Origin of the sequence: Streptomyces sp. NPDC092369, from assembly GCF_044755245.1 — a bacterium.
In the GTDB taxonomy this organism is placed as follows: domain Bacteria; phylum Actinomycetota; class Actinomycetes; order Streptomycetales; family Streptomycetaceae; genus Streptomyces.
Genome location: NZ_JBIVQP010000003.1, coordinates 1,232,508 through 1,250,276 on the forward strand (window position 1 = coordinate 1,232,508; position 17,769 = coordinate 1,250,276).

At 66.4% G+C, this 17,769-nt stretch carries 29 protein-coding genes; 2 read left to right on the forward strand and 27 right to left on the reverse strand.

The genetic code is table 11. The annotated features are described in order from the left end of the window. Positions 1–58: 58 nt before the first annotated feature. The 23 genes from ACIQI8_RS22480 to rpsJ form a co-directional block, all read right to left on the reverse strand. Complete coding sequence (locus tag ACIQI8_RS22480) at positions 59–721, reverse strand: adenylate kinase (protein WP_402353298.1); 663 nt, start codon at positions 719–721, stop codon at positions 59–61. Beyond that, positions 721–2,034, reverse strand: coding sequence for a preprotein translocase subunit SecY (secY, locus tag ACIQI8_RS22485; protein ID WP_123998303.1), 1,314 nt, complete (start codon positions 2,032–2,034; stop codon positions 721–723). The genes ACIQI8_RS22480 and secY overlap by 1 nt, the downstream gene beginning before the upstream one ends. A 187-nt stretch (positions 2,035–2,221) precedes the next feature. After that, the gene (gene rplO, locus ACIQI8_RS22490) at positions 2,222–2,677 is read right to left on the reverse strand and encodes a 50S ribosomal protein L15 (protein WP_123998304.1); all 456 of its coding nucleotides are present in this window, start codon (positions 2,675–2,677) and stop codon (positions 2,222–2,224) included. A 2-nt stretch (positions 2,678–2,679) separates the two neighbouring features. Continuing rightward, a complete protein-coding gene (rpmD, locus tag ACIQI8_RS22495) occupies positions 2,680–2,862 on the reverse strand; it encodes a 50S ribosomal protein L30 (protein ID WP_280878454.1) in 183 nt (60 codons plus the stop codon). Continuing rightward, a complete protein-coding gene (rpsE, locus tag ACIQI8_RS22500) occupies positions 2,862–3,470 on the reverse strand; it encodes a 30S ribosomal protein S5 (RefSeq protein WP_007384078.1) in 609 nt (202 codons plus the stop codon). Before rpsE ends, rpmD begins: the two co-directional genes overlap by 1 nt. Before the next feature lie 38 nt (positions 3,471–3,508). After that, entirely contained in the window at positions 3,509–3,892 is a 384-nt protein-coding gene (gene rplR / locus ACIQI8_RS22505) for a 50S ribosomal protein L18 (protein ID WP_123998306.1), read from the reverse strand. Positions 3,893–3,895: 3 nt separating this feature from the next. Then, a complete protein-coding gene (gene rplF / locus ACIQI8_RS22510) occupies positions 3,896–4,435 on the reverse strand; it encodes a 50S ribosomal protein L6 (protein ID WP_164423748.1) in 540 nt (179 codons plus the stop codon). Between the two features lie 25 nt (positions 4,436–4,460). Further along, positions 4,461–4,859, reverse strand: a complete 399-nt coding sequence (rpsH, locus tag ACIQI8_RS22515; protein WP_007384075.1) for a 30S ribosomal protein S8 — start codon at positions 4,857–4,859, stop codon at positions 4,461–4,463. A gap of 208 nt (positions 4,860–5,067) precedes the next feature. Then, on the reverse strand, positions 5,068–5,253 hold the full coding sequence (locus ACIQI8_RS22520; protein WP_003948630.1) for a type Z 30S ribosomal protein S14: 186 nt from the start codon (positions 5,251–5,253) through the stop codon (positions 5,068–5,070). A 5-nt stretch (positions 5,254–5,258) separates the two neighbouring features. Further along, positions 5,259–5,816: a 50S ribosomal protein L5 gene (gene rplE, locus ACIQI8_RS22525; RefSeq protein WP_053753925.1), complete on the reverse strand. Its 558-nt coding sequence runs from the start codon at positions 5,814–5,816 to the stop codon at positions 5,259–5,261. Next, positions 5,816–6,139 (reverse strand): 50S ribosomal protein L24, encoded by a 324-nt coding sequence (gene rplX / locus ACIQI8_RS22530; RefSeq protein WP_030967306.1) that lies wholly within the window; start codon positions 6,137–6,139, stop codon positions 5,816–5,818. Before rplX ends, rplE begins: the two co-directional genes overlap by 1 nt. Positions 6,140–6,141: 2 nt before the next feature. Then, positions 6,142–6,510 carry a 50S ribosomal protein L14 gene (gene rplN / locus ACIQI8_RS22535; protein WP_003998823.1) on the reverse strand — a complete coding sequence of 123 codons (369 nt, stop codon included), beginning with the start codon at positions 6,508–6,510 and terminating at the stop codon, positions 6,142–6,144. Between the two features lie 107 nt (positions 6,511–6,617). Then, positions 6,618–6,902 (reverse strand): 30S ribosomal protein S17, encoded by a 285-nt coding sequence (rpsQ, locus tag ACIQI8_RS22540; protein WP_280878456.1) that lies wholly within the window; start codon positions 6,900–6,902, stop codon positions 6,618–6,620. Beyond that, positions 6,902–7,126, reverse strand: a complete 225-nt coding sequence (rpmC, locus tag ACIQI8_RS22545) for a 50S ribosomal protein L29 (RefSeq protein WP_003998824.1) — start codon at positions 7,124–7,126, stop codon at positions 6,902–6,904. The genes rpsQ and rpmC overlap by 1 nt, the downstream gene beginning before the upstream one ends. Further along, positions 7,126–7,545: a 50S ribosomal protein L16 gene (gene rplP / locus ACIQI8_RS22550; protein ID WP_030788270.1), complete on the reverse strand. Its 420-nt coding sequence runs from the start codon at positions 7,543–7,545 to the stop codon at positions 7,126–7,128. Before rplP ends, rpmC begins: the two co-directional genes overlap by 1 nt. A 5-nt stretch (positions 7,546–7,550) precedes the next feature. After that, on the reverse strand, positions 7,551–8,381 hold the full coding sequence (rpsC, locus tag ACIQI8_RS22555) for a 30S ribosomal protein S3 (protein ID WP_123998310.1): 831 nt from the start codon (positions 8,379–8,381) through the stop codon (positions 7,551–7,553). Next, positions 8,381–8,728, reverse strand: a complete 348-nt coding sequence (gene rplV, locus ACIQI8_RS22560; RefSeq protein WP_003974262.1) for a 50S ribosomal protein L22 — start codon at positions 8,726–8,728, stop codon at positions 8,381–8,383. The genes rpsC and rplV overlap by 1 nt, the downstream gene beginning before the upstream one ends. Before the next feature lie 40 nt (positions 8,729–8,768). Beyond that, entirely contained in the window at positions 8,769–9,050 is a 282-nt protein-coding gene (gene rpsS, locus ACIQI8_RS22565) for a 30S ribosomal protein S19 (protein ID WP_030930516.1), read from the reverse strand. 12 nt (positions 9,051–9,062) lie between these two features. Further along, positions 9,063–9,899: a 50S ribosomal protein L2 gene (rplB, locus tag ACIQI8_RS22570; protein WP_123998311.1), complete on the reverse strand. Its 837-nt coding sequence runs from the start codon at positions 9,897–9,899 to the stop codon at positions 9,063–9,065. A 38-nt stretch (positions 9,900–9,937) separates the two neighbouring features. Beyond that, a complete protein-coding gene (gene rplW, locus ACIQI8_RS22575; protein ID WP_402353311.1) occupies positions 9,938–10,357 on the reverse strand; it encodes a 50S ribosomal protein L23 in 420 nt (139 codons plus the stop codon). After that, positions 10,357–11,013 carry a 50S ribosomal protein L4 gene (gene rplD, locus ACIQI8_RS22580; protein ID WP_123998313.1) on the reverse strand — a complete coding sequence of 219 codons (657 nt, stop codon included), beginning with the start codon at positions 11,011–11,013 and terminating at the stop codon, positions 10,357–10,359. Before rplD ends, rplW begins: the two co-directional genes overlap by 1 nt. 8 nt (positions 11,014–11,021) lie before the next feature. Further along, complete coding sequence (gene rplC, locus ACIQI8_RS22585; protein WP_123998314.1) at positions 11,022–11,666, reverse strand: 50S ribosomal protein L3; 645 nt, start codon at positions 11,664–11,666, stop codon at positions 11,022–11,024. Between the two features lie 17 nt (positions 11,667–11,683). Beyond that, positions 11,684–11,992, reverse strand: coding sequence for a 30S ribosomal protein S10 (gene rpsJ / locus ACIQI8_RS22590; protein ID WP_003948644.1), 309 nt, complete (start codon positions 11,990–11,992; stop codon positions 11,684–11,686). 429 nt (positions 11,993–12,421) lie between these two features. On the opposite strand from rpsJ, the gene ACIQI8_RS22595 reads away from it, so the two are divergent. Then, positions 12,422–13,126: a hypothetical protein gene (locus tag ACIQI8_RS22595; protein ID WP_402353315.1), complete on the forward strand. Its 705-nt coding sequence runs from the start codon at positions 12,422–12,424 to the stop codon at positions 13,124–13,126. Positions 13,127–13,132: 6 nt separating this feature from the next. Here the strand turns inward: ACIQI8_RS22595 and ACIQI8_RS22600 are convergent, their stop codons facing one another. From ACIQI8_RS22600 to ACIQI8_RS22610, 3 genes are read right to left on the reverse strand one after another with little or no spacing between them, the layout of a single operon-like run. Beyond that, the gene (locus tag ACIQI8_RS22600) at positions 13,133–13,546 is read right to left on the reverse strand and encodes a hypothetical protein (protein ID WP_402353318.1); all 414 of its coding nucleotides are present in this window, start codon (positions 13,544–13,546) and stop codon (positions 13,133–13,135) included. A gap of 48 nt (positions 13,547–13,594) precedes the next feature. Beyond that, positions 13,595–14,188, reverse strand: coding sequence for a hypothetical protein (locus ACIQI8_RS22605; protein WP_402353321.1), 594 nt, complete (start codon positions 14,186–14,188; stop codon positions 13,595–13,597). Next, on the reverse strand, positions 14,133–14,531 hold the full coding sequence (locus ACIQI8_RS22610) for a hypothetical protein (protein WP_402353323.1): 399 nt from the start codon (positions 14,529–14,531) through the stop codon (positions 14,133–14,135). The genes ACIQI8_RS22605 and ACIQI8_RS22610 overlap by 56 nt, the downstream gene beginning before the upstream one ends. 225 nt (positions 14,532–14,756) lie before the next feature. Here ACIQI8_RS22610 and ACIQI8_RS22615 point away from each other — a divergent pair, with 225 nt between their 5' ends. Beyond that, on the forward strand, positions 14,757–16,154 hold the full coding sequence (locus ACIQI8_RS22615) for a S41 family peptidase (protein WP_402354109.1): 1,398 nt from the start codon (positions 14,757–14,759) through the stop codon (positions 16,152–16,154). A gap of 63 nt (positions 16,155–16,217) precedes the next feature. Here the strand turns inward: ACIQI8_RS22615 and ACIQI8_RS22620 are convergent, their stop codons facing one another. Beyond that, the gene (locus ACIQI8_RS22620) at positions 16,218–17,474 is read right to left on the reverse strand and encodes an acyltransferase family protein (RefSeq protein WP_402353326.1); all 1,257 of its coding nucleotides are present in this window, start codon (positions 17,472–17,474) and stop codon (positions 16,218–16,220) included. Positions 17,475–17,769 lie beyond the last annotated feature (295 nt).

Genomic DNA, 17,769 nt, shown 5'->3' on the forward strand with positions numbered 1-17,769 from the left:
GCCCTGGGTGCCCCGGACAGAGTCCGGAGCAGGGCGTCACGGCCGGATCGGACTGCGACTACTTGTCGTCGTCCTCGCGCTTGAGGGCCTTCAGAGCCCGCTGCGTGACCTCGTCCACCGGACCCATCGCCTCGATCGTCACCACGAGGCCCTGGACCTTGTAGTAGTCGATGATCGGCTCGGTCTGGGTGTGGTAGACCTCCAGGCGCGTGCGGACCGTCGCCTCGGAGTCGTCGTCCCGCTGGTACAGCTCGCCGCCGCAGATGTCACAGACACCTTCCTTGGCCGGCTTCTTGTACGACACGTGGAAGACGTGCGCCGAGTCGTTGCGGCAGATGCGCCGACCGGCGATCCGCTTCACGACCTCTTCCTCCGGTGCTTCGAGATCCAGCACCGCGTCCAGCTTGATGCCCTCGGTGGTGAGGAGTTCGTCGAGCGCCTCGGCCTGCGAGACATTGCGCGGGAAACCGTCCAGGAGGAAGCCGTTCTCCGCGTCGGCCTGCTCCATCCGGTCCTTGGCCATCGCGATGGTCACCTCGTCGGGTACGAGGTTGCCGGCGTCCATGTAGGACTTCGCGAGTTTCCCGAGCTCCGTCTGCTGGCTGATGTTGGCGCGGAACAGGTCACCCGTGGAGATGTGCGGGACGCGCAGCTTCTCGGCGAGCCGAGTGGCCTGCGTGCCCTTCCCGGCGCCCGGCGGCCCGACGAGGACGATTCGCATCAGCGGAGGAACCCTTCGTAATTGCGCTGCTGGAGCTGGCTCTCGATTTGCTTCACCGTCTCGAGACCCACACCCACGATGATGAGGATGCTTGTCCCACCGAACGGGAAGTTCTGGCTTGCCCCGAAGCCCACCAACGCCATCGTCGGCACGAGAGCGATCAGACCCAGATACAGCGAACCCGGCCAGGTGATCCGGTTGAGCACGTACGAGAGGTACTCAGCGGTCGGTCGGCCAGCCCGGATGCCCGGGATGAAGCCACCATACTTCTTCATGTTGTCGGCGACTTCTTCGGGGTTGAAGGAGATCGCGACGTAGAAGAAGGCGAAGAAGACGATCAGCAGGAAGTACATGCTGATGTAGATCGGGTGGTCGCCCTTGGTCAGGTTCTGCTCGATCCAGGTCTTCCAGCCGGAGGTGCTTCCCGAGAACTGCGCGATGAGCGCCGGGATGTAGAGCAGCGAGGACGCGAAGATGACCGGGATGACACCCGCCTGGTTGACCTTCAGCGGGATGTAGGTCGACGTACCGCCGTAGGAACGGCGGCCGATCATGCGCTTCGCGTACTGCACCGGGATCCGGCGCTGGGCCTGCTCGACGAAGACGACCAGGCCGACCATGACCAGACCCACGGCGATGACGGTGCCGAACTCGATCCAGCCGTCCGCCAGCGTGCCCTGCTTCTTGATGGCCCACAGCGCCGACGGGAAGGTCGCCGCGATGGAGATGAACATGAGGATCGACATGCCGTTGCCGATGCCGCGGTCGGTGATGAGCTCGCCCAGCCACATGACGACGGCCGTACCGGCGGTCATGCAGATCACCATCGTGATGGTGGTGAAGATGGCCTGGTCGGGGACGATGCTCGACGCGACGGTGCAGCCGGAGAAGAGAGCGCCGCTGCGGGCGGTGGCCACCAGGCCGGTGCCCTGCAGGATGGCCAGCGCCACGGTCAGGTAACGCGTGTACTGCGTGATCTTCGCGGTGCCTGCCGAGCCCTCCTTCTTGAGGGCTTCCAGACGCGGGATCACCACGGTCAGCAGCTGCAGGATGATGCTCGCGGTGATGTAGGGCATGATGCCCAGCGCGAAGATCGTGATCTGCAGCAGCGCGCCGCCGCTGAACATGTTGACCAGACCGAACAGGCCCTGGTTGCCGGAGGCCTCGTCCACACACTGCTGGACGGCCGTGTAGTTGACGCCGGGAATCGGAATGTGGGTACCGACCCGGTAGACCACGATGATGCCGAGCGTGAAGAGCAGTTTCTTGCGCAGGTCGGGCGTCCTGAACGCCCGGGCGAACGCGGTGAGCACGGTGCCTCCTGCGACCCCCGCGCAACTGCGTCAAGGGTGACGGTCTTGAGGTTCGACGAATAGGAAAAAGAACAGCGCAGGCCACCTTACCGGCGACACCGCTTCCCTAGGAACGACCAACCGGGGATACCCCGTTGTGAGGTATCCCCGGTCGGGATCGTTCAAGTCATCGAGACGCCTGTGGTGTTCAGACGAGCTCGGTGACGGTACCGCCGGCCGCGGTGATCTTCTCCTTGGCGGAACCGGAGACGGCATCCACCGTCACCTGCAGCGCCACGGAGATCTCACCCTGGCCGAGGACCTTGACGAGGCTGTTCTTGCGAACAGCGCCCTTGGCCACGAGACCCTCGACGGTCACCTCGCCACCCTCGGGGTAGAGGGCGGAGAGCTTGTCGAGGTTCACGACCTGGTACTCGGTCTTGAACGGGTTCTTGAAGCCCTTCAGCTTCGGAAGACGCATGTGGAGGGGCATCTGGCCACCCTCGAAGCGCTCCGGAACCTGGTAACGGGCCTTCGTACCCTTGGTACCACGACCGGCCGTCTTGCCCTTCGACGCCTCACCACGACCCACACGGGTCTTGGCGGTCTTGGCGCCCGGGGCGGGACGGAGGTTGTGGATCTTGAGCGGGTTGTTCTCCGCCATGATCAGTCGACCTCCTCGACCGTCACGAGGTGACGGACATGGCGAACCATGCCGCGGAACTCGGGGCGGTCCTCCTTGACGACCTGCGAGTTGATGCCCTTGAGACCAAGGGAACGCAGGGTGTCACGGTGGTTCTGCTTGCTGCCGATGTACGACTTCGTCTGCGTGATCCGGAGCTGTGCCATTACGCAGCACCAGCCCCGGCACGCGCACGCAGCAGAGCCGCGGGAGCGACGTCCTCGAGGGGCAGACCACGGCGAGCCGCGATCTCCTCGGGACGCTGCAGGCCCTTGAGGGCCGCCACGGTCGCATGCACGATGTTGATCGCGTTCGACGAGCCGAGCGACTTCGACAGGATGTCGTGCACGCCGGCGCACTCGAGCACGGCACGCACCGGGCCACCGGCGATAACGCCGGTACCGGGGGAAGCAGGCTTGAGCAGGACGACGCCCGCGGCCTTCTCGCCCGTGATCGGGTGCGGGATGGTGCCCTGGATACGGGGGACCTTGAAGAAGTGCTTCTTGGCCTCTTCAACACCCTTGGCGATCGCGGCCGGCACCTCCTTGGCCTTGCCGTAACCGACACCCACGGTGCCATCGCCATCGCCCACTACGACGAGCGCAGTGAAGCTGAAGCGACGACCACCCTTCACAACCTTGGCGACGCGGTTGATCGCGACGACGCGCTCAACGTACGCGGTCTTCTCGGCGGCAGCTGCGCCGCCGTCACGGCCCTTCCGGTCCCGCCGCTCGCCGCCACCGGCACCGCCACCGCGGCGCTGGGGTCCAGCCATTGGAATTACCTCTCTCTATATCCGCTAGCTACGGCGGCTCAGAACTTGAGCCCGGCCTCGCGGGCGGCGTCCGCCAGAGCGGCGATGCGCCCGGCGTACTGATTACCGCCACGGTCGAAGACGACAGCCTCGACACCGGCGGCCTTGGCACGCTCGGCGACCAGGGCGCCGACCTGCTTGGCCTGCGCGGACTTGTCACCCTCGCCGCCACGGACCGTGGTGTCCAGGGTGGACGCCGACGCCAGGGTGTGACCCTTGATGTCGTCGATCACCTGGGCCACGATGTGGCGGTTGGAGCGGGTAACGACCAGACGCGGACGCTCCGCCGTTCCGTTGATGTGCTTACGGATCCGGATGTGACGGCGCTTGATCGCGGCGCGCTTGTAGGCGTCGCCCTTGAGGATCTTCTGTCCGTATGCCATGGCTTACTTACCCGCCTTTCCGACCTTGCGGCGGATGACTTCGCCCTCGTACTTGACACCCTTGGCCTTGTACGGGTCGGGCTTGCGCAGCTTGCGGATGTTCGCCGCAACCTCGCCGACCTTCTGCTTGTCGATGCCCTCGACCGAGAAGTGCGTCGGGTTCTCGACCTTGAACGAGATGCCCTCGGGCGCCTCGACGGTGATCGAGTGGCTGTAGCCGAGCGCGAACTCGAGGTTCGAACCCTTGGCCGCAACGCGGTAACCGACACCGCTGATCTCGAGCTTCTTCACGTAACCCTGGGTCACGCCGGTGATCATGTTCGCCACCAGCGTGCGGGACAGGCCGTGCAGGGCCTTGTTCTGACGCTCGTCGTTGGGGCGGGTGACGTTGAGCACGCCGTCCTCACCCTTGGCGATGTCGATCGGCGCGGCAACGGTGTGGGACAGGGTGCCCTTGGGGCCCTTGACCGACACCGTGCGGCCGTCGATGGTGACGTCCACGCCGGCGGGAACCGTGATGGGGAGCTTGCCAATACGCGACATAGCTGTTTCCTCCGATTCCTTTCCGCTACCAGACGTAGGCGAGGACTTCTCCGCCTACGCCCTTCTTGCCGGCCTGCTTGTCGGTGAGGAGCCCGTGGGACGTGGAGATGATCGCCACGCCCAGGCCGCCCAGCACCTTCGGCAGGTTGGTGGACTTCGCGTACACCCGGAGACCGGGCTTGGAGATCCGCTTGATGCCCGCGATGGAGCGCTCACGGTTCGGGCCGAACTTCAGCTCGAGAACGAGGTTCTTGCCGACCTCGGCGTCCTCGACCTTCCAGCCCGTGATGAAGCCCTCCTGCTGGAGGATCTCCGCGATGTGAGACTTGATCTTGGACGCCGGCATCGTCACTGAGTCGTGGTACGCCGAGTTCGCGTTCCGCAGACGCGTAAGCATGTCTGCGATCGGATCAGTCATGGTCATGAAGTGGCCTTCGGCCTCTCTCGCCGGGGTTTCCTGGTGCGCCATCCCTCTCCCCGATCCGAGACGGGGCGGGTGCGGCACGGTGGACCTACGGCGTAGTAAGTCTTACGGGCGTCAGAGCGCCCAACCCTCCCAGCCTAAGCCATGGAGGGGTGGGCTCCTGACCAAACCCTTTGCTTACCGAGAGACTCCGGAATCCCTGAAGGGATTACCAGGAGCTCTTGGTCACGCCCGGCAGCTCGCCACGGTGGGCCATCTCACGAAGGCACACGCGGCACAGGCCGAACTTGCGGTACACGGAGTGCGGACGGCCGCAGCGCTGGCAGCGCGTGTAGCCACGCACACCGAACTTGGGCTTACGAGCAGCCTTGGCAATCAGAGCCTTCTTCGCCATCTCGCTTATGCCTCCTTGAAGGGGAAGCCGAGGTGACGGAGAAGGGCACGGCCTTCGGCGTCGTTGGTCGCCGTGGTGACCACGGTGATGTCCATACCCCGGACGCGGTCGATCTTGTCCTGGTCGATCTCGTGGAACATGACCTGCTCCGTGAGACCGAAGGTGTAGTTGCCACGGCCGTCGAACTGCTTGGGGGACAGACCACGGAAGTCGCGGATGCGCGGGAGCGCGAGCGACAGGGTGCGGTCCAGGAACTCCCACATGCGGTCGCCACGGAGCGTGACGTGGGCACCGATCGGCTGACCCTCGCGCAGCTTGAACTGCGCGATGGACTTGCGGGCCTTGGTGATGGCCGGCTTCTGACCGGTGATGGTGGTCAGGTCACGGACGGCACCGTCCATGAGCTTGGAGTCACGGGCGGCGTCGCCGACACCCATGTTGACCACGATCTTGACGAGGCCGGGGATCTGCATGACGTTCTCGTACTTGAACTCGTCACGCAGCTTGCCCGCGATCTCCTCGCGGTACTTCGTCTTGAGACGCGGAGTCGTGGTGGTAGCCATCAGATGTCCTCACCCGTCCGCTTGGCAACGCGGATCTTGTTGCCCTCGTCGTCGAAGCGGTAACCGACACGCGTGACGACCTTGTTGCCGTCCTTCTCAACGACCAGCTGGACGTTGGAGACGTGGACGGGCGCCTCGGTCGTGACGATGCCGCCGGCCTGCGAACCGCGAGCGGTCGGGCCGGCCTTGGTGTGCTTCTTGACCCGGTTGACACCCTCGACCAGGACGCGGTCCTCGCGGGGGTAGGCCGCGATGACCTTGCCCTGCTTGCCCTTGTCCTTGCCGGTGATGACCTGAACCAGGTCGCCCTTCTTGATCTTCATGCTTACAGCACCTCCGGAGCCAGCGAGATGATCTTCATGAACTTCTTCTCGCGCAGCTCGCGCCCGACCGGGCCGAAGATGCGGGTACCACGAGGGTCGCCGTCGTTCTTGAGAATGACAGCGGCGTTCTCGTCGAAGCGGATGTACGAGCCGTCCGGACGGCGGCGCTCCTTGACGGTGCGAACGATGACCGCCTTGACGACGTCACCCTTCTTCACGTTGCCACCGGGGATCGCGTCCTTGACGGTGGCGACGATGACGTCACCGATGCCCGCGTAGCGGCGACCGGAGCCACCGAGCACACGGATGCAAAGGATTTCCTTCGCACCAGTGTTGTCGGCGACACGCAGTCGCGACTCCTGCTGGATCACGTCTATCTCCTGTTTGTCTGCCGGTTCCCGGCAGGGGCCGCCTCTTTACGAGGAGAGGCCCCTGCCGAGCCTGGCGGAACTGTCCTGCGGGGGTGCCCGCAGGAGATTTACTTGGCCTTTTCGAGGATCTCGACGATGCGCCAGCGCTTCGTCGAGGACAGCGGCCGGGTCTCCGCGAGGAGGACACGGTCGCCGACGCCTGCGGCGTTCTGCTCGTCGTGGGCCTTGAGCTTGTTCGTACGGCGGATGACCTTGCCGTACAGCGCGTGCTTCACGCGGTCCTCGACGGCGACGACGACGGTCTTGTCCATCTTGTCGCTGACGACGAGACCCTCACGGGTCTTGCGGAAGCCGCGGGCCTCTGCGGTCTCGGTCACGTTGTTCTCACTCATCAGGCGCTCTCCACCGTCTCGATGCCCAGCTCGCGCTCACGCATCAGGGTGTAGATCCGCGCGATGTCCTTGCGGACGGCCTTGAGCCGACCGTGGTTCTCGAGCTGACCCGTCGCCGCCTGGAAGCGGAGGTTGAACAGCTCTTCCTTGGCTTCGCGGAGCTTCGCCAGAAGCTCCTCGTCACCCAGTTCGCGCAGCTCGGACGCCTTGGTACCGGCCGACATCACGCTTCACCTGCCTCGCGCTTGACGATCCGGCACTTCATCGGCAGCTTGTGAGCGGCGCGAGTCAGGGCCTCACGGGCGATCTTCTCGTTGGGGTAGGACAGCTCGAACATGACCCGGCCCGGGTGCACGTTCGCGATCCACCACTCCGGAGAACCCTTACCGGAACCCATGCGGGTCTCGGCAGGCTTCTTCGTCAGCGGGCGGTCCGGGTAGATGTTGATCCAGACCTTGCCGCCACGCTTGATGTGGCGGGTCATCGCGATACGGGCCGCCTCGATCTGGCGGTTGGTCACGTACGCCGGAGTGAGGGCCTGAATGCCGTACTCGCCGAACGCAACCGTCGTACCGCCCTTGGCCTCGCCGCGGCGCTTGGGGTGGTGCTGCTTGCGGTGCTTGACCCTACGGGGGATCAGCATGTCGGTCAGGCCTCCGTTCCGGTGCTCTCAGCCGGAGCGGCGGCGGCGGGAGCCTCGGCCTTGGGGGCCTCGGCGCCTGCAGCCTGCTGCGGCTTGCGACCGCGCCGCTCGCCACCACGGCCACCACGGGCCGGGCGGTCGGAGCCGCCGCCACCGCGAGCCGGGCGGTTACCCGCACGGGCGGCAGCGTTCTCGGCGCGGACCTCGGCGATGTTCTTGACATCGCCCTTGTAGATCCAGACCTTCACGCCGATGCGGCCGAAGGTCGTCTTGGCCTCGAAGAAGCCGTAGTCCACGTTCGCGCGGAGCGTGTGCAGGGGCACGCGGCCCTCGCGGTAGAACTCCGAGCGGGACATCTCGGCGCCGCCGAGGCGACCGCCGCACTGGATCTTGATGCCCTTGGCGCCGGCCTTCATCGCCGACTGCATGCTCTTACGCATGGCGCGGCGGAAGGAGACGCGGGAGGAGAGCTGCTCGGCAACGGCCTGCGCGACCAGCTGGGCATCCGTCTCGGGGTTCTTGACCTCGAGGATGTTCAGCTGGACCTGCTTGCCCGTGAGCTTCTCGAGGTCACCGCGGATGCGGTCGGCCTCGGCGCCACGGCGGCCGATGACGATGCCCGGACGAGCGGTGTGGATGTCCACCCGCACACGGTCACGGGTGCGCTCGATCTCCACCTTCGAGATGCCGGCGCGCTCCATGCCGGACGTCATCATCCGACGGATGGCGACGTCTTCCTTGACGTAGTCCTTGTACAGCTTGTCGGCGTACCACCGGGACTTGAAGTCCGTGGTGATGCCGAGCCGGAACCCGTGCGGGTTTACCTTCTGGCCCATTACCGGGTTCCTTCCTTGCTGCTGACGACCACGGTGATGTGGCTGGTCCGCTTGCGGATCCGGTAGGCACGGCCCTGCGCGCGCGGCCGGAACCGCTTCAGGGTCGGACCCTCGTCGACGTACGCCTCGGAGATGAAGAGGCTGTCGGCGTCGGTGTGGTCGTAGTTGTGCGCGGCGTTGGCAATGGCGCTGTCGAGCACCTTGCCGACCGGCACGCTCGCGGCCTGCGGGGCGAAACGCAGGACCGCCTGAGCCTCCGTGGCGTCCATGCCACGGATGAGGTCCACCACGCGGCGGGCCTTCATGGGCGTGACGCGGATGTACCGCGCCTGGGCCCTGGCTTCCATGGTTGTCCCTTCAGTGTTTGTCATGGTCAGTCACCCCGCGCTAGCGGCGCTTCGACTTCCGGTCGTCCTTGACGTGACCCCGGAAGGTGCGCGTCGGCGAGAACTCGCCGAGCTTGTGGCCGACCATCGACTCGGTGACAAACACCGGGATGTGGGTCTTGCCGTTGTGCACCGCGATCGTGTGGCCCAGCATGGCCGGGACGATCATCGAGCGGCGGGACCAGGTCTTGATGACGTTCTTGGAACCGGCTTCGTTCTGAGCATCCACCTTCTTGGCGAGGTGCTCGTCGACGAAGGGCCCCTTCTTGAGACTGCGCGGCATCTAAACCCGCTCCTAGCGCTTCTTGTTCGTCTTGCGGCGGCGGACGATGTACTTGTTCGAAGCCTTCTTCGGCGAACGAGTACGACCCTCCTTCTGACCCCAGGGGCTGACCGGGTGGCGACCACCGGAGGTCTTGCCCTCACCACCACCGTGGGGGTGGTCAACCGGGTTCATCGCCACACCGCGAACGGTCGGGCGGACGCCCAGCCAGCGCTTGCGGCCGGCCTTGCCCCAGTTGATGTTGCTCTGCTCGGCGTTGCCGACCTCGCCGACCGTGGCGCGGCAGCGCTGGTCGACCAGACGGATCTCACCGGACGGCATGCGGAGGTGGGCCATCGAGCCCTCCTTCGCGAGCAGCTGCACGGAGGCACCGGCGGAGCGGGCGAACTTGGCGCCACCGCCCGGACGAAGCTCCACGGAGTGGATCGTCGTACCGACCGGGATGTTGCGCAGCGCCAGGTTGTTGCCCGGCTTGATGTCGGCCCCGGGACCGTTCTCGACGCGGTCGCCCTGCTGCAGGTTGCGCGGGGCGAGGATGTAGCGCTTCTCGCCGTCCGCGTAGTGCAGCAGCGCGATGCGCGCGGTGCGGTTGGGGTCGTACTCGATGTGCGCGACCTTCGCCGGCACGCCGTCCTTGTCATGACGACGGAAGTCGATGACACGGTAGGCGCGCTTGTGTCCGCCACCCTGGTGGCGAACGGTCACACGACCGGCATTGTTACGGCCGCCCTTGCTGTGCAGCGGGCGGACCAGCGACTTCTCCGGCGTGGACCGCGTGACCTCGACGAAGTCGGCGACGCTGGAGCCACGACGACCCGGCGTAGTCGGCTTGTACTTGCGGATTCCCATTTCTCAGTCCTCGTCCGATATCGGACGATCCGACCCGCTTACGCGGACGGACCGCCGAAGATGTCGATACGGTCGCCCTCGGCGAGGGTCACGATCGCTCGCTTGCTGCCGGCACGCTGACCGAAGCCGGTCTTCGTGCGCTTGCGCTTGCCGATGCGGTTGATCGTGTTGACCCCGGTGACCTTGACCGAGAAGACCGCCTGGACGGCCTGCTTGATCTGGGTCTTGTTGGCGTTCGGGTCGACGATGAACGTGTACTTGTTCTCGTCCAGGAGCGCGTAGCTCTTCTCCGACACGACCGGCTTCAGCAGCACGTCACGGGGGTCCGTGTACGACTTGCTGAGCGGCGTGACGACGGTGTTCTTGCCCTCGGTCGCGTGGCGCTTGGCCTTGGCGACGCGCGCGGCCTTGGCAGCCTTGGCCGCCTTGGCGGCGATGCTCGGGTGGCGCGTAGCCATCAGGCCTCGCTCCCTTCGGTGTCATTGGCCTTCGGGCCGGACACGAAGGACTCGAACGCGGACTGGGTGAAGACCACGTCGTCCGAGACGAGAACGTCGTACGTGTTCAGCTGGCCCGGCTCCAGGATGTGGACCTGGGGCAGGTTGCGGGCGGACAGCCACGCGGCCTCGTCGGCGCGCTCGATGACCAGGAGCAGGTTCTTGCGCTCCGAGATCTTGCCGAACAGCGTCCGGGCGGACTTCGTGGACGGGTTGTCGCCCTCGATGAGTCCGGAGACGACGTGGATGCGGTTGTGGCGGGCCCGGTCGGTGAGGGCGTGGCGCAGGGCCGCGGCCTTCATCTTCTTCGGGGTCCGCTGCGAGTAGTCACGCGGCTGCGGGCCGTGGACGACGCCACCGCCTGCGAACTGCGGCGCACGGGTCGAGCCCTGGCGGGCGCGGCCGGTGCCCTTCTGGCGGTACGGCTTCTTGCCACCACCACGGACCTCGCCACGACGCTTGGTCTTGTGCGTGCCCTGACGGGCCGCGGCCAGCTGCGCGACGACTACCTGGTGGATCAGCGGGATGGAGACCTTCTCCACGTCGAAGATCTCCGCGGGGAGCTCGACGGATCCGGCCTTCTCGCCCGCCGGCGAAAGGATGTCAACAGTGCTCATCGGTTACCTCAGGCCCCCTTGGCCGCAGTGCGGACCAGGACGAGGCCGCCGTTCGGACCAGGAACCGCGCCCTTGATGAGCAGCAGACCCTTCTCCGCGTCAACGGCGTGGACGGTCAGGTTCTGGGTGGTGACCCGCTCGTTGCCCATACGACCCGCCATGCGGAGGCCCTTGAACACACGGCCCGGGGTGGCACAGCCACCGATGGAGCCGGGAGAGCGGTGCTTGCGCTGGGTGCCGTGTCCGGCGCCGAGGCCCTTGAAGTTGTGACGCTTCATGACACCGGCGAAGCCCTTGCCCTTGCTCTTGCCGGTCACGTCGACCTTCACGCCGGCCTCGAACACCTCAGCGGTGATCTCCTGGCCGAGCGTGTACTCGGAGGCGGCCGCGGTGCGGATCTCGACGAGGTGGCGACGCGGGGTGACATCGGCCTTGGCGAAGTGGCCCTTGAGGGGCTTGTTCACCTTGCGCGGGTCGATCTCGCCGAAGGCGATCTGGACCGACTCGTAGCCGTCACTGTCGTTCGTACGGACCTGGGTCACGACGTTGGGGCCGGCCTTGACGACGGTGACGGGAACAACACGGTTGTTCTCGTCCCACACCTGCGTCATGCCGAGCTTCTCGCCCAGGATGCCCTTGATCTGCTTTGCCATCTTCAGCTCACCGACCCCTAGAGCTTGATCTCGATGTCGACACCGGCCGGGAGGTCGAGTCGCATCAGAGAGTCAACGGTCTTGGGGGTGGGGTCGAGGATGTCGATGAGGCGCTTGTGGGTGCGCATCTCGAAGTGCTCGCGAGAGTCCTTGTACTTGTGCGGCGACTTGATGACGCAGTACACGTTCTTCTCGGTGGGGAGCGGCACCGGGCCCGCGACCGACGCACCAGTGCGGGTCACCGTCTCGACGATCTTCTTCGCCGAGGAGTCGATGACCTCGTGGTCGTAGGCCTTGAGCCGGATGCGGATCTTCTGTCCCGCCATGGCTACTCAGTAGTCCTGTCTCTTTTACAGCTCTGGAACCCGGTGCTCCACTGACTTCCGCCGACCCACGCGGTCGGGTGTGTCGCACTCTCACCGACACAGATGTCCCTTGTCCGAACATCCCTTGCCTGAGAAAGAGGTTCACCGGGCGCCTGGCCGGCGCTGCACCGCACTTCCCGAAAGATTCCCGTACGTCCGCCCCAGCGCTGCCTTACGGCAGTTAGGGCGACGAGTACTGTGGGACTCGCTTCCGGTCCTCCCGGCGGGAGGCGCGCAGCATCAACACTCGACCGAGCAACTCCGACAGTCTGCCATATGGGCCAGGGCCCTGGCCAATCGAGCCGGAGAGAATACCCCGGGAGTGACGCAGGTCAAACACGGGTGCCACCCGCGTGGCGGCCCGGCCTGCATGTCCGCCAGGATCACGACGTGACGCAGCGCATATCCCTGGCCCAGGCCGAGACAGAACTCGACGCCCGCAGACCCCTCTGGACGACCGCCGGCCACGAAGTCTCCCCCACCCAGTGGACGCACGACGGCGAACACCTGGCCGTACGCCTCACCTCGCCCGCCTGGCAGGTCGAACTCACCGTGGAACTGCACCACACCGGCTGGGCGCACCTCCACTTCACCTCACCAGCGGGTGCGATACGGGATCCACGCCGCGTCCGACCGACGGCCACGTGGGGCACGCTGCTGGACGAAACGGGCGCCCGGGCCGCCCGCATCCGCCTGCGACCCGCCAAACTCCTGGCCGGCACCTGCACCACCGGCTGGCTGGACTGGATCCACGGCGAGCTGTGGCTGCTCCCCGACCATCTGGTCCGCGTACGCAGCGGCCTGCTGCGGTCCGTACTGAACTCCCAGAACGGCTCGGGCGTGACGGCCCAGGACCCGTACCAGTTGGTCGCCCACGACCCGGACGCCATCCGCCGCGCCCACCGCACGAACAAGGTCATCCCCTTCACCGACATCCACAGCGCCCGCCTGCACGGCGGCGTCACCACGTCCGGCATGACCCTGACGATGACCGACGGCACCCGCCACAAACTCCTGTGGCTGTCCACGGAACCGGCCCGACGGCTCCTGAGAGACAGGCTGCTGCCGGTGCTGGGGCCGCGGCTGGTGCACTGACGCCGCTCACGCGTACGGGTTCACGGAGAACTCCGGATGCTCGCTGGGGAAGTCCTCCGGGAAGAACGGCACTCGCAACGACCCCGTGAGAAGACGGAGCAGCGTGGCGGTCGAGCCCTCGGGTGAGACGACGGCACCGAGCTGTCCGGCCTGGATGATCACCGTCGGCCAGGCGTCGGGCTCCCCCACCGCGATCCAGGCCAACACGTCGGCGTTGTCGGTCACGCCCCACTGGACCAGATCCTCGACCCCGGCACCGTACTCATCCAGCACACCCCTCAGCACATCCGACGACCTGCCCCGGAGGATCGACCGCAACTGCTCGGTCTGGTGGCGGATATCGAGCTCGGCGTTCGCCGCACCGTCAGCGAAGATCCACAGAAACTCGTCGAAACAGCCCGTGCCGTGGATATGGGTCAACTCCCGATGATCGGCCGGGCAGACGCCCATGAACACCCCTGACCCCCTTCAGTCGCGCAAGCGTGCACGCACGAAGAGAAGCAGCTCGGCGAGCTCGACCGGACGAGCCGCAGCGCCGCTCTCCTCCCCGAGGAACCAGCCGTTGTCCCACTCGACGCGCCAGACCTTCCCGTGCCGGTTCTCGAACTCGACGAAGCCACCGGGCGCGTTCTCCAGCTTCGGGATCTCCTGGAGGAGAATCTTCTCCTGGGCGAGGGCACGTCCCGGGTTGGTACTGCCTCCCCCGGTCCGCGGATTGTCGAACCGCATCTTCAGGAACGGAACCGGCTTCCTGTTGATGTCGGCGGTGGACAGCATCTTGAGATACCGGTGCTCGGCTTCCTCAAGGGTCTCGTTGCCCGCGAATTCACAGGAATAGGCCGGAAAGACGGCGTAGGTCGCCGGCGTGAGGGCAGGATTCTGCACCTTGTGCAGTTGAGCCACCTCCGGAACAGCGACCGCGACGACATCGAAGCCACGCCCTGGCGCACTGAAGCCCCCGGCGAACCCGAGGAACCGCCCCTCCTGGAACAGCTCACCTTCATGCTCATGCGCAAAGGACAACACCGCACGGGCCAGCTCCTCGCTGTACTTCCCCCGCATGTTGCAATTCAGGCTGCTGAACCTCGTGGTACCGGTGAACACCAGGCCTCGCCGGCGCCACGACCTCGAAGTCGCGGCCCGGAAAGCGAAAGCCCGGCTGTGCGCCCAGCAATACACCGTCGGCCAGCAGCCGGGAGCTGTTCTCGCGCGCGGCCAGGAGAGTCGCCCGCACCAGCCCCTCGTCGTAGGTGTCACGGGCGTTCACCTGCAAAAGATGCCGCCCGTCCGCACTCAGCGCCGCGGCGAAGTCCAGTCCCGGCACGGGCGACCAGTGCCAGGCATCGGAAACACCCGCGAACTCTTCAACTCCGGGAAAACCCGACACGACAGCAGCCGGATCCATATTTTCTCCCCTTGAGCGCAACACCCGTATGCACACGCGAACTTACACGGCACTCACCTTCGAAGTGGAGGTCACTCGAAGCGGCACAGACCCCGTACCCCCGGGGGCCCCGGGGGTTCTCCCCACCCTCCAAGCGCCAGCGTGCCGGATGGTCCCCAGATGATCTCGCCGTCACCGTGGAGACATCGTCATCGAGAGGACCCCACCGTGCGTACCGCCCGTGCAATCGCCCCCGCCGTCGCCCTCGCCCTCGCCACAGCCGTGGCCGCGGCCGCCGCCCCGGCCGCCATCGCCGCCCCCCATCACCCCCGCACCGCCACCCTCTGGCGCACAGACGGCTACGGCACCATCCTCGCCCTCACCGAAGACGGCCTGCAGGAGTACCAGACCACCGCCGTCAGCTGCATCAAGGGCGACTTCGCCGAGCGGACGGGACCGTGGACGTACACGGCGGACGGTTCCGTGCTCACCGTGCGGTCGGGCTCCGACGGTGAGCACGCCACCCTCGCCGCGGACAGTTCGGTGGGCCATCGGCAGCTGCACCGCATCGCCGCTCTCCCCGCCGCCTGCGCCCACCCGCTCCCCGCCGACGACCCCCGCGCCGCCTTCGACGTCTTCTGGCAGTCGTTCGAGGAGAACTACCCCTTCTTCGCCGCCAAGGGCATCAACTGGCAGGCGGTCAGGGACTGTTACCGCTCGCAGGTGCACGCGGACACCACTCGTGACCAGATGTTCGCGCTCTTCAGCAAAATCGTGGAGCCGCTGCGCGACGCCCATGTCGTCGTCCAGGACGGAGACCGTTACTACGGCGTCGGCCGCCCCGGCACCGAGATCCCGAGCGAGGAACTCGACGACAAGGTAAGGAAGTTCGTCATCGCGCGGGACCTCAAGGGCGCCTCACCTGTACAGGAGTTCGCCGACGGCCTGATCACCTACGCCGACCTCCCCGACACCAGCCGTCCCGGCAAGGGAGACACCGGCACCCTGGGATACCTGCGCATCGCCTCCTTCTCCGGCTACAACCCCCACGACCACTCCTACGCCGCCGACCTCACCGAACTCGACCGCGCCCTCACCGCCGTACTCACCCCCGACCGCACCCGGCACCTCCGCGGCCTGATCATCGATCTCCGGGTCAACGGCGGCGGTGCCGACTCCCTCGGCATCCACATCGCCGAGCGCCTCACGGACACGCCCTACGTCGCCTACGCCAAGCGTGCCCGCAACGACTCCGCCGACCCGACCCGGTTCACCCGCCCCGAGCCGATCCGCGTCACGCCGGCCAGGGCACCGCGCTACACGGGCCCGATCGCCGTACTCACCGGTGGTTCCACCGTGAGCGCCGGGGAGACCTTCACCCAGGCCCTTATCGACCGACCGGGGCGGACCGTCCGGATCGGGCAGGCCACCCAGGGCGTCTTCTCCGACACCATGGCCCGCCGGCTCCCGAACGGCATGGTCGCCTGGCTGCCCAACGAGGAGTTCCTGACCCGCACCGGCCGCACCTTCGACGGCACCGGCATCCCGCCCCAGCTGACCGAACCGGTGTTCACGAAGGAGGAGTTCGCGAAGAACCGGGACTCCGCCTTCGACCGCGCGGTGAACGTACTAGGCCGGTCCTGAAGACGGACGCACCGACCCCGGAGCGGCACACGAACGCACCGACCCCGGCGCGGCACACCGCCCCTACGACCCCGCGTTCCGCAGCCGAGCGAACGACGTGTCCAATCCCCGCTTCATCAGCCCCGCCACCGGCCGCTCGACCAGCCGGTGAACCAGCCAACTCAGCGCCATGAAACCGGCGATGACCACCGCGACCAGCAGCCGCGCGTCCATCGTGTCCTTCAGCCGGTGGATCAGCGTCGTACCGGCCACGTAGTGCGTCAGGTACAGCGGATACGTCATCGCACCGGCCGTCACCAGCCACTTCCACTGGACGCGGTCCGTCGCGCCGAGGGCGATCGCGACCATGATCAGCAGGAAGACGGTGAAGATCGCCACGCTCCCGCGCCAGCCGGACACATGCTCGACCTCGTCGATCCGCAGGCCCAGTTCCCGCTGGCCCATCAGCCAGGCCATCCCGAGGATGCCCCACAGCAGCAGGTCCTGGCCGAAGCGGTACATGAGGTAGAGGGCGAGTCCTGCGATGAAGTACCAGGCGCCCTCGGGGTTGGCGATCAGCTCCAGCAGATGGAACTTCGCGACCGGCGCGAGCATCGCCGCCGCGCCCCACAGACAGCAGAACAGCACGACCCTGCGGTAGGTCAGACCCATGGCGACGACGACGAGGAAGAGGAGGTAGAAGCGGAGCTCCGACCAGAGGGTCCAGTAGACGCCGTCGACGTTTCCGACCTTCGAACCCGCCTGCAGCATCGTGAGGTTGAGGAGTATGTCGCGCGGCCGCAGCCGGTCCCACACCCCCGGCAGAGCCACGAGGACGGCCGTGGTGAAGGCGATGGCGAACCAGTACGCCGGATAGAGCCGCATCACCCGGGAGGTGAAGAACTGCCTCGGGGTGCGGCCCCAGCAGGACATGCAGATCACGAAGCCGCTGATGACGAAGAAGATCTCGACGCCGATCCAGCCGTAGGTCGCGACATGGAACACCGTCGGCATGATGTCCGACACCGGCCGGTCCCAGATGGCGTTGTGCGGCTGGTTCACACGGTAGGTGCCGGCGTAGTGGTGCACCGCCACCATCAGCGCGGCGACCAGACGGATGCCGTCGATGGCGTACAGGCGCGGGCGTTCGCGCCGGACGGGGGCGCTCGGGGTGCTCGGAGCGGTCGTGCGCTGTCCCGGCCGTACCGTCCGCAGCTGCTGCGTCGGCACGTCGTCGAGCTGGTGCCGCTGCTGCGGGACCCCGCCCTTGGTGTCTCCGCCGGTGACGATGCCCTTGGTGCCGCCGGTGACGATCAACGATCCGCTGTGCGCCTCACGCATCAGACTCCAGCCATCCCCTGTGTGCGTCCCGGCCCCGCCGGCCCTCCAAGCCCACCACGCTAGGCCGTCACAACCACCCCACAGCGAACAGACAAGAACATTCGGTGCACCGGCCGCCCGGAATTGGCCCAGTCATCGAAAAGGCGCCTCACAAGGTTTGCCAAGACTTCACCCAGGAATCATCGCCGTGGCCTGACAGCGGAAAGACCCGGCAAACGGAAAAGGTCCGTACGACCGAAGTCGTACGGACCTTTTCTGGAACTCGCTGTGGAGCTACCGGGTCAGACCAACGGGA